We start from the raw sequence: 15886 nt of genomic DNA, 5'->3' as shown, positions 1-15886 counted from the left end.
CGCCGGGCGCGCCCGGGTTTCATGGAGTCACACCCAGGCCGTCGCGGTCCGGCGCCATTCGCGCACGGGCAGCCCGGCGGTACAGTTTCAGCAGGAGTCGAGTAGTGACTGCTTCCATCAGCGGGAACGGGAAAACGGCCACCGTCGCCCGCCGCACGTCGCCCATGGCGGCCCTTGCCGATCGCTATATTCCGAAGCTGGTGCTCGCACCCAGCGTCGTGATTAGCCTCATCTTCGTGTATGGCTTTATCGCAATTACCGGCTATCTGTCGCTGTCTACTTCGCGACTGATGCCTCGTTGGGAGTTCGCGGGTCTCGACCGCTATCGCGAGCTGTTCCAGAACGACGTGTTCTGGACTTCGGCCGAGAACCTCGGCTGGTTCGGCATTCCGTTCATCAGTATCTGCATCGGTCTGGGTCTGTTGCTCGCGATCCTGCTCGATCAGCAGATCCGCAACGAAGGCGCGCTGCGCGCCGTGTTCCTGTATCCGATGGCGCTGTCGTTCATCGTGACCGGCACCGCGTGGCAATGGATTCTGTCGCCGGGCATCGGCATCGAGAAGGTGTTTCACGACTGGGGCTGGACGAGCTTCGAGTTCAACTGGCTCGGCGACCCGGACCGGGCGATCTTCTGTATCGTGATCGCGGCGGTCTGGCAATCCACCGGCTTCGTGATGGCGCTGTTCCTCGCCGGTTTGCGCGGCGTCGACAGTGAAATCTTCAAGGCCGCGCAGATGGACGGCGCGGGCCTGCCGACCATCTACCGCAAGATCGTGATTCCGAGCATGCGGCCGGTGTTCTTCTCCGTGCTGCTGATTCTTTGCCACATCACCATCAAGACGTTCGACCTGGTCGTCGCGCTGACCGCCGGCGGTCCGGGCACGTCGTCGTCGCTGCCGGCCATCTTCATGTACACGTTTTCGTTCAATCGCGGGCAGCTCGGCGTCGGCGCGGCCTCGTCGATCATGATGCTCGCCACCGTGGTGGCCGTGCTCGTGCCGCTGATGTATCTGGAATCGAGGAGCACCCGCAATGCAACCTAAGATGACGATGAGCCGTGCCGTCATTTACGCGGCCCTGCTTCTGTTCGCGCTGTACTTCCTGTTTCCGCTGTACGTGATGCTGTCGACGTCGTTCAAGGACATCGATCAGCTGCGCACCGGCAACCTGCTGACGCCGCCGACGAGCTGGACCTTCGCGCCGTGGCTCAAGGCGTGGAGCGGCGCATGCACGGGCGTGCGTTGCGACGGCATGCAGCCGTTCTTCATGAACTCCGTGCGCATGGTGATTCCGGCGGTGCTGATCTCGTCGATCATCGGCGCGTTCAACGGCTACGTGCTCACGCACTGGCGCTTCCGCGGCGCCGATCCGATCTTCACGATGCTGCTGGTCGGCTGCTTCATCCCGTTCCAGGCGATCCTGCTGCCGATGGCGCGCCTCGAAGGCATCCTCGGCCTGTCGAACACGGTGAGCGGTCTGGTGCTCGTGCACGTGATCTACGGTATCGCGTTCACCACAATGTTCTTCCGCAACTTCTACGTGAGCGTGCCGGCTGAACTCGTGAAGGCCGCGCGTATCGACGGTGCGGGTTTCTTCACGATCTTCACGAAGATTCTGCTGCCGGTGTCGCTGCCGATCTTCATGGTGTGCCTGATCTGGCAATTCACGCAGATCTGGAACGACTTCCTGTTCGGTATCGTGTTCTCCGGCGTCGATTCGATGCCGATCACCGTGGCGCTGAACAATCTCGTGAATACCTCGACCGGCGTGAAGGAATACAACGTGGACATGGCCGGCGCGATCATCGCGGCGCTGCCCACGCTGCTCGTCTACATCATCGCCGGACGTTACTTCGTGCGCGGCCTGACCGCGGGCGCGGTGAAGGGCTAAATCATCGTAGAGCGACGGCGTTGCACCGAACACGTGCCGCCGTCACCTGACAAGACGTTTTCAAGCAGTACCAGAGACAAGAGGATTCACAGCATGGCAAGCCTTTCCATCCGTGACGTGTACAAGACCTACCCGAACGGGGTGCCGGTTCTGAAGGGTGTCAACATCGACATCGAAGACGGCCAGTTCCTGATTCTGGTCGGCGGCTCGGGCTGCGGTAAGTCGACGCTGCTCAACATGATTGCCGGTCTCGAAACCGTGACCAAGGGCGAGATCCAGATCGACGGCAAGACCGTCAACAACCTGTCGCCGAAAGATCGCGACATCGCGATGGTGTTCCAGTCGTACGCGCTGTATCCGTCGATGACGGTGCGCGACAACATCTCGTTCGGCCTGAACATCCGCAAGGTGCCGAAGCAGGAACAGACGCAGATCGTCGAACGCGTGTCGAACACGCTGCAGATCAAGCATCTGCTCGACCGCAAGCCGGGCCAGCTGTCGGGCGGCCAGCGTCAGCGTGTCGCAATGGGCCGCGCACTTGCGCGCGATCCGGTGATGTTCCTGTTCGACGAGCCGCTGTCGAACCTCGACGCGAAGCTGCGTATCGAAATGCGCTCGGAAATCAAGCTGCTGCATCAGCGCCTTGGCACGACGATCGTCTACGTGACGCACGACCAGATCGAAGCGATGACGCTCGGTGACCGCATCGCGGTGATGAAGGACGGCATCGTGCAGCAGTTCGGCGCGCCGCAGGAAATCTACGACTCGCCGTCGAACCTGTTCGTCGCGGGCTTCATCGGCGCGCCGCCGATGAACTTCATCGAAGGCAAGCTGGTCGAGCAGGGCTCGGGCGTCGGCATCGAACTCGATACGGGCATCGCGCGCAAGGTGCTGGTGCTGCCGTTCGATTCGGCGAAGGTGCGCTCGCACGTCGGCAACAACGTGATTCTCGGTCTGCGTCCGGAGCGCATCACCGATGCGCGCAGCGCGCACGGCGACGACTCGAAGCTGCAGCCGGTCGAAGTGAAGGTCGACGTGATCGAGCCGACCGGTCCGGACACGCTGGTGTTCGCGCAGGTCAACGGCAAGCGCATCGTGAGCCGCGTGCACCCGGCGTCGAACCCGCAACCGGAGAAGAACGCGACGCTGCTGTTCGATACGTCGAAGGCGGTGTTGTTCGATCCCGCGAATGAAGAGCGGATTGCGTAAGCGGTCGCATACGCGCTAGAGACGTCGCTTCAGAAGAGCCCCATGCGTTCAGTTGCGCGTGGGGCTTTTGCTTTTTTTGCAGCCGTCATGCCGACTCTGGCAAACGCAAATCCGGATTGCTGCGCGCGAGCTCGCCGACCCAATCGATGAACGCGCGCAGCCGCGAACTCAGATTGCGGCGGTGCGCATACAGGATCGACAGCGGCGTGCCGGGGCTCGTGTAGTTGCCGAGAATCTCCGTGAGCGCGCCTTGCTCGATCAGCTCGGCGACCATGAAGCGCGACGGCTGGATGATGCCGTGGCCCAGCACGCCCGCGGTGATGTAGACGGAGCCGTCGTTGACGGCGAGCGTGCTGTCCATCGCGACGCGCTCGATTTCGCCGTCGACTTCGAATTCGAACGGGAAGGTCCGGCCGCTGCGCGCGGACACGTAGTTGACCGCGCGATGCTCGCCGAGCTCGGCCAGCGTGGTCGGCGTGCCGAACTTCTGCAGATACGCGGGCGACGCGCATGTGACGATGCGCGCAAGCCCGATGCGCTTCGCGACGAGGCTCGACTCTTCGGGCGTGCCCATGCGGATCACGCAATCGACGCCGTCCTGGATCAGATCGATGTTGCGATCCGCGAGACCGAGACGCACGTCGATCGCGGGGTATTGTTCGTAGAAGTCGTCGAGCGCGGGCAGCAGCAGCGAGCGCGCGAGCGTGCCGGACGTGTCGACGCGGATCGTGCCGGCCGGATTCTCACGCTTGTTCGATAGCGACGACTCGGCATCGGCGACGTCGGCGAGAATGCGCACGCAGCGCTCGTAGAACGACGCGCCGTCTTCGGTCACGCTGACCTGACGCGTCGAGCGGTTCAGGAGCCGCACGCCGACGTGTTCCTCGAGCGCCTGGATCGTGCGGCTGACCTTCGCGCGTGGCAGATCGAGCGATTCCGAGACCTTGGTGAAGCTGTTCGCTTCGACCACGCGCGTGAAGATCTCCATCGCTTCGAGACGGTCCATGGTGTGCCTTGTGGGTGGTGAGCCAAAAGAAGGGCGGGGCAGGCTTGCGATACGACAGAAAGTCTACAGCCACGAAATCAGGTTGTCTGCCGTGCCCCGTTCGCGCGAATCTGCCACCGCCGCTCGCGGCTCAATCCCGGTCTGGCGCACCCAGCGGAAATAGCGGCCGATACGGCCGCGCCTCGTCGACCGCGCGGGCGAACGACGGCCGCGCGAGCAGCCGCTGCCGGTACGCGCGCACGTGCGCGAACGCGGGGTCGATCGGATGCGTCCAGTCGGCGTAGAACAGAGACGGGGCGGCGCCGCAGTCGGCGAGGCTGAAGCTGTCGCCGGCGGCCCATTCGCGCTCGGCCATGTGGCGGTTGAGCCAGGCATAAGCGGTGTCGAGCATCGCGCGTGCATCGGCGACGCCACGCGCGTCGCGCTCGGCTTCGGGACGCAGGCTATCGAATACGACCTTTTGCTGCGGCGTCGAAATGTAGTTGTCGAAGAAGCGGTCCAACATGCGCACCTCGAGCGCGGCGCGCGGGTCGGCCGGCAACAACGCGACAGGCCCCGGATACTGCAGGCCAAGATATTCGATGATGATGGTCGCCTCGACCACCGTGCGCCCGCCGTCGACGAGCACCGGGAAGCGCTTGATCGGCCATAGCGCGGCGAATTCGGCCATGATCTGCGGATCGTCGTACGCGAGCACGCGCATCTCGAACGGCGTGCCGTTTTCGTACAACGCGGTCAAGGCCTTCTGGCAGTACGACGAGAACGGATGGGCATAGAGCTTCAGGGGCATCGCGATCACCTTTGAAGGTTGCACAGCACGAATCCACGGTGGCGACGAGAGCCACCGCGCGACGGCCAGGGTGGCCGTTTACCCCACGACGAACGACGGCCGAAAAAATCGACCTCAGACCTTCAGGTTTGTCCCATGCGGCGGCAACGACCCCGGCTGCAACAGCACGACCACCGCGCCGGCGCCGCCGTCATGCGGGCGCGCCTGACAGAACGCGATCACTTCGGCTTTCTGCACGAGCCAGGCGCGCACCTTGCCCTTAAGCACCGGCTCCTTGCCGATCGACCCCAAACCCTTGCCGTGAATCACGCGCAGGCAGCGCAGGCCGCGCTTGACCGATTCGCGGATGAATTCCGCGAGCGCCTCGCGTGCTTCCTCGCGCCGCATGCCGTGCAGGTCGATCTGCGCCTGCACGATCCAGTCGCCACGCCGCAGCTTGCGCACGACGTCGCGGCTCACGCCGGGGCGGCAATACGACAGCGTTTCGTCGGTTTCGAGGAGCACTTCGGGGTCGAACTCATCGGAAATCGCTTCGTGCAGCACCGCTTCCTGATCGAGCAGCGTCTGCACCGGCAGCGGCGGCGGGGGATTGCGCGTGAGCGTCGCACGTGGCGGAATCGCGAGCGGCGCGACTTCGCCGATCTCGCGGCGGAACAGATCGGCGTCGGCGGCTGCTTCGCGCTGCGCCGCTCGCGCCGCCGCCTGTTCGCGCTCGCGTCGCTCGGCGTCACCCTTCAACGCTTCACGCAACGCACCGAGTCCGGCGAGCCCGGACGCGCGATCGAGCTTCGGCGCAACGGCGGGCGCAGCTGTTTCAGGTGCGGGGCGCGGGGCGGCTTGCGGGCGTTTCGGCTCGTTCGGATGGGGCTGATTCTTCGGCATGTCGGCAATACAGGCGGAGAGGTCGGTGGGTGGTGCGAAGCTGAGGCGGCAAAAACGACAAAGGCCGCCGGCATTGCAGCCGCGGCCTTCGTGAGCCAATGACGGCTGCGCTGCGCGCTACCGTCATTTTACTGTCGCGACCCTTGTCGCGACATCGCGTCGCCGTATGGCGCCGCGGATCAGCGGATTACCGGTCCGCTTCCGCGCTCATCGCGTGCTCGCCGGCCATCTCGTTGATGGTCTCGAGATAGCGCTGTGCATCGAGCGCGGCCATACAGCCGGTGCCCGCGCTCGTGATCGCCTGGCGATAGATATGGTCCTGCACGTCTCCGGCGGCGAACACACCCGGCACGCTCGTCGCGGTCGCGAAACCGTTCAGGCCACCCTTGGTGATGATGTAGCCGTTCTTCATCTCGAGCTGACCTTCGAAGATGTCCGTGTTCGGCTTGTGGCCGATCGCGACGAACAGGCCCTGCAGCGCGATGTCGGTGGTCTCGCCAGTCTGCGTGTGCTTGATGCGCAGGCCGGTGACGCCGGAGGCGTCGCCGGTTACTTCTTCGAGCACATGGTTCCACTTGATCTCGACGACGCCTTCCTTCTCTTTCGCGAGCAGACGGTCGATCAGGATCGGCTCGGCGCGGAACTTGTCGCGGCGATGGATCACGGTGACCTTCTTCGCGATGCCGGCGAGATACAGCGCCTCTTCGACGGCCGTATTGCCGCCGCCGATCACGGCGACGTGCTGCTGCTTATAGAAGAAGCCGTCGCAGGTGGCGCAGGCCGACACGCCCTTGCCCATGAACGCCTCTTCCGACGGCAGGCCGAGATATTGCGCCGATGCACCCGTCGAGATGATCAGCGAGTCGCACGTGTATTCGCCCGAATCGCCGATCAGGCGAATCGGCTTCTCATCGAGCTTCGCCGTGTGAATGTGGTCGAAGATGATCTCGGTGTTGAAGCGCTCGGCGTGCTCGAGGAAGCGCGCCATCAGTTCCGGGCCTTGCACGCCGTTGGCGTCGGCGGGCCAGTTTTCGACGTCGGTCGTGGTCATCAGCTGGCCGCCTTGCGCGAGGCCGGTGACGAGTACCGGCGCGAGGTTGGCGCGCGCCGCGTAAACCGCCGCCGTGTAGCCGGCGGGGCCGGAACCGAGAATCAGAACCTTGGCGTGTTTCGTTGCAGTTGCGGGCATGATCGAATCCTTGTACGGCGCGCGGCTCGCCATTGCGTAGCCGTGCGTTTTTGAACTGAAACTGTAGATGGGTATCAGACCGGCATTATAAAGGGCGGGGCCTACGGCTGCGCCATCAAGCTTTCTGATCGCCGCGATAGCGTGGCGGCGTGGGCGCTCGGTGCGAGCACGCGGCGCGATACGACGAATTCAGCGCGCGTCGCTCATCCATTTGTGGTCAAACCGCCAAGTTACCGTCATTTACAGCATCGCGCGGGACACAGCGTTTACAATAGCCCGGATCGAAGTTTCCGGTAGCCGGGATCGGGCCCGAAGCCGCGCGCGGCGCGGCTCGGGCCGCGTTCCCGGTGGCAGTTTCAGCCTGAACCGGCTACCCCAGGCAACAGGATCAATGGCAAAAGCTCCCTATACCGCGAGCGCGCAGGCATTGCCGCACCGCATGTCGCGCCTCTTCACCGAAATCCGCTGGATTCTGCAGGTGGCCCTCGGCGTGTTCCTGCTGATGTCCCTCGTCAGCTACAGCAGGCACGACCCGAGCTGGACCCATGCCGCGCAGGTCGACCATATTTCGAACTGGGCGGGCCGCGTCGGCGCGTGGACCTCGGACATTCTGCTGCTGCTGTTCGGCCTGTCCGCCTACTGGTGGATCGTGCTGCTCGGCCGCCACATCTCCGCGAACTACAGGCGCATCACCCGCAACGAAGAGCCGCAGGACGACGCCGCGCCGCGCGGCGTCAGCTGGCTCGCGGACGCGTTCGCGTTCATGCTCGTGCTGCTGTCGTGCAACGGCCTCGAGGCGCTGCGCATGTGGTCGCTGAGAGTGCAGTTGCCGCGCGCGCCGGGCGGCGTGATCGGCGAGGCCGTCGCGCGCGGCATCTCGCATGCGCTCGGCTTCACCGGCGGCACGCTCGCGCTGCTGCTCGGTCTGGGGATCGGGTTGTCGCTGTACTTCCGGTTTTCGTGGCTGTCGGTCGCGGAGAAGGTCGGCGAATCCATCATTTCCGCGGTGACGTTCGCGAAGCTGCGCCGCGAGGCCGGGCTCGATCGCAAGCTCGGCGAAGCGGCCGCCGTGAAGCGCGAAGGCAAGGTCGAGAAGGGCCGCGTGCGCATCGAGGAGCACGAGCCCGTGGTGATCGTGCCGCCGCTCGCTACGCCGGCGAAGTCGGAGCGTGTCGAGAAGGAGCGCCAGGTGCCGCTCTTCACCGATCTGCCCGGCGACTCCACGCTGCCGCCCATCTCGTTGCTCGACCCCGCGCCCGCCGCGCAGGAAACCATTTCCGCGGACACGCTCGAATTTACGTCGCGCCTGATCGAGAAGAAGCTGAAGGACTTCGGCGTCGAAGTGAGCGTGGTCGCCGCGTATCCGGGCCCGGTCGTCACGCGCTATGAAATCGAGCCGGCCACCGGTGTGAAGGGCAGTCAGATCGTCAACCTCGCGAAGGACCTCGCGCGTTCGCTGTCGCTCGTGTCGATCCGGGTCGTCGAAACGATTCCGGGCAAGAACTACATGGCGTTGGAGCTGCCGAACCAGCGCCGTCAGACCGTGAGCCTGTCCGAAATTCTCGGCTCGACCGTGTATGCGGATGCCGCGTCGCCGCTCACGATGGGTCTCGGCAAGGACATCGGCGGCAAGCCGGTGTGCGCGGACCTCGCGAAGATGCCGCATTTGCTCGTCGCCGGCACGACCGGTTCGGGCAAGTCGGTCGGTATCAACGCGATGATCCTGTCGCTGTTGTACAAGGCGAGCGCCGAGCAGGTGCGCATGATCCTGATCGATCCGAAGATGCTCGAAATGAGCGTCTACGAAGGCATTCCCCATCTGCTGTGTCCGGTCGTCACCGACATGCGTCAGGCGGGCCACGCGCTGAACTGGGCGGTCGCCGAGATGGAGCGCCGCTACAAGCTGATGAGCAAGGTTGGCGTGCGTAACCTCGCCGGCTACAACAACAAGATCGACGAAGCCGCCAAACGCGAAGAGAAGCTGCCGAATCCGTTCAGCCTGACGCCGGACGATCCGGAACCGCTGACGCGTTTGCCGAACATCGTGATCGTCATCGACGAACTGGCCGACCTGATGATGGTCGTCGGCAAGAAGGTCGAAGAGCTGATCGCGCGAATCGCGCAGAAGGCGCGCGCGGCCGGCATCCATCTGATACTCGCGACGCAGCGTCCGTCGGTCGACGTGATCACCGGCTTGATCAAGGCCAACGTGCCGACCCGGATGGCATTCCAGGTGTCGTCGAAAATCGATTCGCGCACGATTCTCGACCAGCAGGGCGCCGAGTCGCTGCTCGGCATGGGCGACATGCTGTATCTGCCGCCGGGCACTGGTTTGCCGGTGCGTGTGCACGGCGCGTTCGTATCGGATGACGAAGTGCATCGCGTCGTCGACAAGCTCAAGGAGCAGGGCGAGCCGAACTATATCGAGGGCATTCTCGAAGGCGGCGTGAGCGGCGAGGGCGACGAAGGCTCGGCGGGAACCGCGTCCACCGAAGGCGAGTCGGACCCGTTATACGACCAGGCGGTCGACGTCGTGCTGAAGAACCGCCGCGCGTCGATTTCACTGGTGCAGCGGCACCTGCGCATCGGCTACAACCGGGCGGCGCGTCTGCTCGAACAGATGGAGAATTCGGGCGTGGTGTCGGCGATGTCGTCGAACGGCAATCGCGAGATTCTGGCGCCGGCGCGCGAAGCGGAATAGCCGCAACAAGTCATTGCGGCTATTGCGAGCGCCGCTGCGTATACCGCCCTGTGCGCTATTGCGGCTCGACGCCGGGCCAGTCCCTTTGTGTCAGCGAGGGCGGCGACCCGGCACAGCCCATCACCGAATTCATTCAACGGAGAAATACCTATGCAAGCAATCGCGCGGCAGGATGCCCGACAGCGTCGAGCGGGCCGCCTCGGCGAGCGCGTGTGCCGCGGCATGCGCAAGATCGCGCGCGCCGCCGGCAGTGTCGCGATCGGTGCGTCGCTGCTCGTCGCGTCGCACGCGTTCGCGAGCGGCACCGAGCAACTGAAGGCCTTCGTCTCGCAGGTCCATTCGGCGCGCGGCACCTTCGTGCAACAGGAAGTGCGCGCGCCGAGCAAGGCGCAGGGCGCGAGCGGCGCGCTGTCCACCGCGAACCCGGGCAAGCCGACCACCTCGAGCGGCACGTTCATGTTCGCGCGCCCCGGCAAGTTCATCTGGCAATACGAGAAGCCCTACTCGCAATTGTTGCAGGCGGACGGCGACAAGCTCTTCGTCTATGACAAGGATTTGAACCAGGTGACGGTGCGCGCGCTCGGCAACGCGCTCGGCGCGAGCCCGGCGGCGATCCTGTTCGGCAGCAACGACCTGGAGAAGAATTTCACGCTGCGCGACGCGGGCATGAAAGCCGGCATCGACTGGCTCGAACTGACGCCGAAGGCGAAGGACACGCAGTTCGAGCGCGTCGGCATCGGCTTCAAGGACGGCAATCTGGAAGCGATGGAATTGCACGACGTGTTCGGTAACGTCACGCTGCTGACGTTCTCGAACATCCAGAAAAATCCGCCACTGCCGTCCGATGCATTCAAGTTTACGGTGCCGAAGGGCGCGGATGTGATCAACGGGTGAATCGCGCGGTGCGCGCCGGCGAAGCCGCGCTTGTCGAGCGCGGCTTTTTTTATTGTGCGCGGCACGTGGCGCGTGGATTGCTCAAGATGCGCGCTCTGTGCCGCGATGAAAAATCAAATCGTCGTGCCGGCAGACGTAATGATTTAGTGCGAGACTGCAAAGACCGGCATCGCTGATCGGCTGGGTTAGCGCGTACGATCATTTCCAAGATTGGGCGCGCAGTCCCTAACAATTTTTTGCTGCAACGCAACAAAATAACGCCTAAACTGATTGAAGCAGGTTGTCGCTTCGAATGTCTGGAAAGGTGAGGCATGTCATGAGATTGTCTTCTTCACACGAGTTACGCTTGTCCCCGTCCCTCCATGTATTCGAGCAGGAGGGCGGATGGCATTGGGGAATCACGGTTCCACGGTCGGCCGGAAGTGGTTTCAAGGTCGTGGCATACAGCGAAAAAACCTTTAGCGATGAGGCCGAAGCCCATCGGGAAGGCAATCGCGCGCTTGAACGTTTTGCCGACGAGCCATCGGTTTCCCTCGAACGGCAATAACGCCCTAGATTTTTATGCATATAACGTGCACATTATTTCGATCGCCGGTGAAAACCGCAATGGTTACCTGTCGGTAGTACTTTCATATGCAACGAATTGCATATCTTTTTTGATTTCCGAAAAATCGTAGCGATAATGTCTCATTTTGAGATATCGCTCTTACTTTGACTTTCGCGGAATATGAAACCACCCACGTGCTCAGCGTGGAACTGGACGGCGTGAACTATGCCGGAACCTATCGCGTCATGACGGGCACCGTCGTTGTCCACTTCGCGAACGAGAGCAAATTCGCGTCGTACGCACCGAACCGGCCCGAGACCGTCGCCCGTTGGCTGCTCACGGACCTGTGTCGAAAGGTCGAATCGCGTCGGCGCAAAGCCGCGAAAAAATAGCCGGCGGCGCGAACAGCGGCTGGTAGTTTCAGGTCATAAAAAAGACCTGCAATTGCACTGCAGGTCTTTGTTACTTTCTGGCAGCCGCGTCTAACGCAACGCGCTCAGATCAATGCGCTCATGCATACGCAGTCTTGCGCGCCGATACGAAGACGTAGTAGCACGCCGCACCGATCGCGAGCGACGGCAGCGTCGCGCCAAGATTCGGCAGCCATTGATTGATCACCTGGTACGAGGCGATGCCGATCGCCCATGCGACGAACGCGCTCAGGTGCCAGCCGCCCGAGAAGCCGTAGCGGCCGCGCACATCGGCGAGCACCGCGGCATCGATGCGACGCTTGCGCACGATGAAGTGATCCATCAGCACGACGCCGAACAGAGGCGCGAATACCGAGCCGATCAACAGCAGGAAATTCTGGTACTTCGCCATCGGCACGAGCAGCGCGATCAGCGTGCACAGCGCGCCGAACGCGGCCGACAGCAACGGCACGCTCACGCGTGTCCAGAACGTGCCGGTCGACACCGCGGCCGAGTGGATATCGGCGAACGCATTGTCGATTTCGTCGATCAGGATCAGCAGCAGCGCAAACCCGCCGCCTGCTTGCGCGAGCGCGCCGGTCAGCAATGCATCGCCGCCGCCGGCCGCGAGGCCATAGACCGCGCCGAGCGCATAGAACCAGATGTTCGCGATGCCGTAGCCGTACAGCGTGCCGCGGAACGTCTCGCCGGCACGGCGGCCGAAGCGCGTGTAGTCGGCGATCAGCGGCAGCCACGACAGCGGCATCGCGACTACGAGGTCGACCGCGCCGCCGAACGACATCTCGCCGGTGCCGGGACGCTGCATCAGATCGGCGAGATTGTGGCGCGCGAGCAGGTTCCACGTGAGCCACGCGGCGCCCGCGAGCAGCAGCCAGATCCCCCACTTGCGCAGAAAGCGCCGCACGAAAGACAGCGGGCCGCTGATTGCGAGCAAGGTTGCGAGCAGGCCGAAGATCACGGTCCACACGAGCGGCATCGACAGGCCGAAAGCCTGCTTCGCGAGCGCATCGGCGGAATCGCGCATCACGATCACCTCGAACGAGCCCCAGCCGACCAGTTGCACCATGTTCAGCACGGCCGGCACCGACGCGCCGCGCACGCCGAGCGTCGGACGCAGCGACGACATCGCCGCGAGCCCGGTGTCCGTGCCGATCACGCCCGCGAGCGCGAGCAGCACGACGCCGATCACGCTGCCGAGCAGGATCGCGACGAGCGCATGCGGCAGCGACAGCCCAGGCACCAGCAGCGCGCCCGCCTGGGCGACGAGCAGGCCGATGCCGAGCGAGAACCACAGCGCGAACGCGTCGCCGGTACGGAACGCGCGGCGCGCGTCGGGCACCGGCGAGAGCGGCGCGTAGGTGGAGCCGGCTTGGCCGGCGACAGAATCTTGAGCCATCTGATGTGTGTTCCTCCTGGTGGTGCGGTGAAGCTCTGCTGTGAATTTATGCGCTGTCGGCGCGCCGGGTCGGCCATCGCGCGGTCGCCGTCACTGTCATAATGCAGGACGTTGCCCGCGTTGTTGCCTCTGCTTGCGGCCGTGCGCGGGCTTTGCGCTTGTCCTGCGCGGCGCCGCTCGAACGCGGCGCGTACCCGGAAAGCCGAGATTATCCCCAAAACGTCATGTTTGAAGAAACCCGTGCCAATGTTCCGCTCGCCGAACGCCTGCGGCCACGCAATATCGACGAAGTGATCGGCCAGTCGCATCTGCTCGGTCCGAACAAGCCGCTCAGGGTCGCGTTCGAATCGGGCGAGGCCCATTCGATGATCCTCTGGGGCCCGCCCGGCGTCGGCAAGACCACGCTCGCGCGGCTGATGGCCGATGCGTTCGACGCGCAGTTCATCGCGTTGTCCGCGGTGCTGTCGGGCGTGAAGGATATCCGCGAGGCGGTCGAGACCGCGCAGATCCATCGCGCGAACGGCCATCAGACGCTGGTGTTCGTCGACGAGGTGCATCGCTTCAACAAGAGCCAGCAAGACGCGTTCTTGCCGCACGTCGAGTCGGGCCTGTTCGTGTTCGTCGGTGCGACGACCGAGAATCCATCGTTCGAGGTCAACAGCGCGCTGCTGTCGCGCGCCGCGGTCTACGTGCTGAAGAGCCTGACAGACGACGAACAGCGCGAGTTGCTCGAGCGCGCGCAAAAAGAACTCGGCGGCCTCGCGTTCACCGACGAAGCGCGCGCCGCGCTGATCGGCTCCGCCGACGGCGACGGCCGCAAGCTGTTGAACAACCTCGAGATCGTCGCGCGCGCGGCCGCGCAGCAGAAGACCACCGAAATCGACGGCGCGTTATTGGGCAGCGCGCTCGCGGAAAATCTACGCCGCTTCGACAAGGGCGGCGACGCATTCTACGATCAGATCAGCGCGCTGCATAAATCGGTGCGCGGCAGCAACCCGGACGGCGCGCTGTACTGGTTCTGCCGCATGCTCGACGGCGGCGCCGACCCGCGCTATCTGGCGCGTCGCATCGTGCGTATGGCGTGGGAAGACATCGGCCTCGCGGACCCACGCGCCGCGCGCATCACGCTCGACGCCGCCGAAACCTACGAGCGTCTCGGCTCGCCCGAAGGCGAACTCGCGCTCGCGCAGGCGATCATCTATCTGGCGGTCGCGCCGAAATCGAATGCGGGATACAACGCGTACAACGAGGCGCGGCGTTTCGTCGGCAAGGACCAGTCGCGCGCGGTACCGGTGCATCTGCGCAACGCGCCGACGAAGCTGATGAAGGAACTCGGCTACGGCCACGACTATCGCTATGCGCACGACGAACCCGATGCGTACGCGGCCGGCGAGACCTATCTTCCGGACGGCATGCGCGAGCCGCATTGGTACGAGCCGACGCCGCGTGGCCTCGAAGGCAAGATCGGCGAAAAGCTCGCGCGGCTTGGCGAGCTCGATGCGCGGTGGCGCGCCGAGAACAAGCCGAAGAAGGCTTGAGGCGTTTCGCCTTGGCCGGTGCGTTAAAATCGCGGTTTCATACAACGAACATCCGTCCCATCCCATGCTCGACATCCAGTTGCTGCGCAAAGACCTCGACGGCGTCGCCAAACGCCTCGCCGACCGCGGCTATACCCTCGACGTCGCGGCCTTCACCGCGCTCGAAGCGGAACGCCGCGATACCCAGACCCGTACCGAAGAACTGCAGGCGCGCCGCAACAGCCTGTCGAAGCAGATCGGCGCGATGAAAGGGCGTGGCGAAGATACGTCGGCGGTAATGGCCGAAGTGAGCGGCATCGGCGACGAGATGAAGGCGTCGGCGGTCAAGCTCGAAGACATCCAGAAGCGTCTGTCCGATCTGCTGCTCGGCGTGCCGAATCTCGCGCACGAAAGCGTGCCGGTCGGCAACGACGAAGCCCATAACGTCGAAGTGCGCCGCTGGGGCACGCCGCGACAGTTCGACTTCGAAGTCAAGGATCACGTGGACGTCGGCACGCCGCTTGGCCTCGACTTCGAGACAGGCGCGAAGCTGTCGGGCGCGCGCTTCACGATGCTGCGCGGCCAGATTGCGCGGCTGCATCGCGCGCTCGCACAGTTCATGATCGACACGCACACGCAGCAACACGGCTATACCGAGATATACACGCCGTACATCGTGAATCCGGACATCCTGTACGGCACTGGCCAGCTGCCGAAGTTCGCGGACGATATGTTCCGCGTCGAGAAGGGCGGCGGTGAAAGCACGGTCACCCAGTATCTGATCTCGACCTCGGAAATTTCGCTGACCAACACGGTGCGTGAGAGCATCGTCGAAGCGGACGCACTGCCGATCAAGTTGACTGCGCACTCGCCGTGCTTCCGCTCGGAGGCGGGCTCGTACGGCCGCGACACGCGCGGCATGATCCGCCAGCATCAGTTCGACAAGGTCGAGATGGTGCAGGTCGTCGCTCCTGACGCATCGTACGACGCGCTCGAGCAGATGGTCGGCCATGCCGAGGCGATTCTGCAGAAGCTCGAACTGCCGTATCGCGTGATCACGCTGTGCACCGGCGACATGGGTTTCTCCGCAGCGAAAACCTATGACCTCGAAGTATGGCTGCCCGCGCAGAACACCTATCGTGAGATTTCGAGCTGCTCGAATACCGAGTCGTTCCAGGCGCGACGCATGCAGGCGCGTTTCCGAAACGCGCAGGGCAAGCCGGAGCTCGTGCATACGCTGAACGGCTCGGGTCTCGCGGTTGGCCGCACGCTCGTCGCGGTGCTAGAGAACTTCCAGAACGCCGATGGCTCGGTGACGGTGCCGGCGACACTGCGGCCTTACCTCGGCGGCGTGGAGCGGCTGGACGTGCCGGCGGCCTGAGCGTCACCGGCATGTGCGCAGGCGCGGTATCGTCGCGTGTCTGACGGTGCCGC

14 protein-coding genes are annotated in these 15886 nt (G+C 64.1%); 9 read left to right on the top strand and 5 right to left on the bottom strand.

Annotation, left to right across the window (positions count from 1 at the left end):
- The first annotated feature begins 104 nt into the window (after positions 1 to 104).
- The 3 genes from QFZ91_RS11360 to QFZ91_RS11350 all read left to right on the top strand — a co-directional run bounded on the left by QFZ91_RS11360 (position 105) and on the right by QFZ91_RS11350 (position 3099).
- The gene (locus QFZ91_RS11360) at positions 105 to 1043 is read left to right on the top strand and encodes a carbohydrate ABC transporter permease (protein ID WP_429567284.1); all 939 of its coding nucleotides are present in this window, start codon (positions 105 to 107) and stop codon (positions 1041 to 1043) included.
- Positions 1033 to 1890, top strand: a complete 858-nt coding sequence (locus tag QFZ91_RS11355; protein ID WP_176379906.1) for a carbohydrate ABC transporter permease — start codon at positions 1033 to 1035, stop codon at positions 1888 to 1890. Before QFZ91_RS11360 ends, QFZ91_RS11355 begins: the two co-directional genes overlap by 11 nt.
- A 93-nt stretch (positions 1891 to 1983) precedes the next feature.
- On the top strand, positions 1984 to 3099 hold the full coding sequence (locus QFZ91_RS11350) for an ABC transporter ATP-binding protein (protein WP_013088733.1): 1116 nt from the start codon (positions 1984 to 1986) through the stop codon (positions 3097 to 3099).
- 85 nt (positions 3100 to 3184) lie between these two features.
- Here QFZ91_RS11350 and QFZ91_RS11345 read toward each other — a convergent pair whose 3' ends face one another.
- From QFZ91_RS11345 to trxB, 4 genes are all read right to left on the bottom strand, one after another.
- Entirely contained in the window at positions 3185 to 4105 is a 921-nt protein-coding gene (locus QFZ91_RS11345) for a LysR family transcriptional regulator (protein WP_429567283.1), read from the bottom strand.
- Positions 4106 to 4235: 130 nt separating this feature from the next.
- Positions 4236 to 4895 (bottom strand): glutathione S-transferase family protein, encoded by a 660-nt coding sequence (locus tag QFZ91_RS11340; RefSeq protein WP_176121168.1) that lies wholly within the window; start codon positions 4893 to 4895, stop codon positions 4236 to 4238.
- A 114-nt stretch (positions 4896 to 5009) separates the two neighbouring features.
- On the bottom strand, positions 5010 to 5777 hold the full coding sequence (locus tag QFZ91_RS11335) for a Smr/MutS family protein (protein WP_429567282.1): 768 nt from the start codon (positions 5775 to 5777) through the stop codon (positions 5010 to 5012).
- Positions 5778 to 5964: 187 nt separating this feature from the next.
- On the bottom strand, positions 5965 to 6966 hold the full coding sequence (gene trxB, locus QFZ91_RS11330; RefSeq protein ID WP_176109287.1) for a thioredoxin-disulfide reductase: 1002 nt from the start codon (positions 6964 to 6966) through the stop codon (positions 5965 to 5967).
- 391 nt (positions 6967 to 7357) lie between these two features.
- Between trxB and QFZ91_RS11325 the strand changes: the two genes are divergently transcribed.
- The 4 genes from QFZ91_RS11325 to QFZ91_RS11310 all read left to right on the top strand — a co-directional run bounded on the left by QFZ91_RS11325 (position 7358) and on the right by QFZ91_RS11310 (position 11500).
- The gene (locus QFZ91_RS11325) at positions 7358 to 9667 is read left to right on the top strand and encodes a DNA translocase FtsK (RefSeq protein ID WP_429567281.1); all 2310 of its coding nucleotides are present in this window, start codon (positions 7358 to 7360) and stop codon (positions 9665 to 9667) included.
- 150 nt (positions 9668 to 9817) lie between these two features.
- Positions 9818 to 10561, top strand: a complete 744-nt coding sequence (gene lolA, locus QFZ91_RS11320; protein ID WP_429567280.1) for an outer membrane lipoprotein chaperone LolA — start codon at positions 9818 to 9820, stop codon at positions 10559 to 10561.
- 316 nt (positions 10562 to 10877) lie between these two features.
- Positions 10878 to 11108, top strand: a complete 231-nt coding sequence (locus tag QFZ91_RS11315; protein WP_368718586.1) for a hypothetical protein — start codon at positions 10878 to 10880, stop codon at positions 11106 to 11108.
- Positions 11109 to 11311: 203 nt separating this feature from the next.
- Positions 11312 to 11500: a hypothetical protein gene (locus QFZ91_RS11310; protein ID WP_309240633.1), complete on the top strand. Its 189-nt coding sequence runs from the start codon at positions 11312 to 11314 to the stop codon at positions 11498 to 11500.
- A 118-nt stretch (positions 11501 to 11618) separates the two neighbouring features.
- Here QFZ91_RS11310 and cytX read toward each other — a convergent pair whose 3' ends face one another.
- Positions 11619 to 12935 (bottom strand): putative hydroxymethylpyrimidine transporter CytX, encoded by a 1317-nt coding sequence (cytX, locus tag QFZ91_RS11305; RefSeq protein ID WP_429567279.1) that lies wholly within the window; start codon positions 12933 to 12935, stop codon positions 11619 to 11621.
- A gap of 224 nt (positions 12936 to 13159) precedes the next feature.
- Here cytX and QFZ91_RS11300 point away from each other — a divergent pair, with 224 nt between their 5' ends.
- Positions 13160 to 14473 (top strand): replication-associated recombination protein A, encoded by a 1314-nt coding sequence (locus tag QFZ91_RS11300; protein ID WP_176121176.1) that lies wholly within the window; start codon positions 13160 to 13162, stop codon positions 14471 to 14473.
- A 64-nt stretch (positions 14474 to 14537) separates the two neighbouring features.
- Entirely contained in the window at positions 14538 to 15833 is a 1296-nt protein-coding gene (gene serS / locus QFZ91_RS11295; RefSeq protein ID WP_429567278.1) for a serine--tRNA ligase, read from the top strand.
- Positions 15834 to 15886: the final 53 nt, after the last annotated feature.

Origin of the sequence: Paraburkholderia sp. JPY419, assembly GCF_050435705.1 — a bacterium.
Taxonomy (GTDB): Bacteria; Pseudomonadota; Gammaproteobacteria; order Burkholderiales; family Burkholderiaceae; genus Paraburkholderia; species Paraburkholderia youngii.
This window is presented reverse-complemented; position numbering and strand designations above follow the sequence as displayed.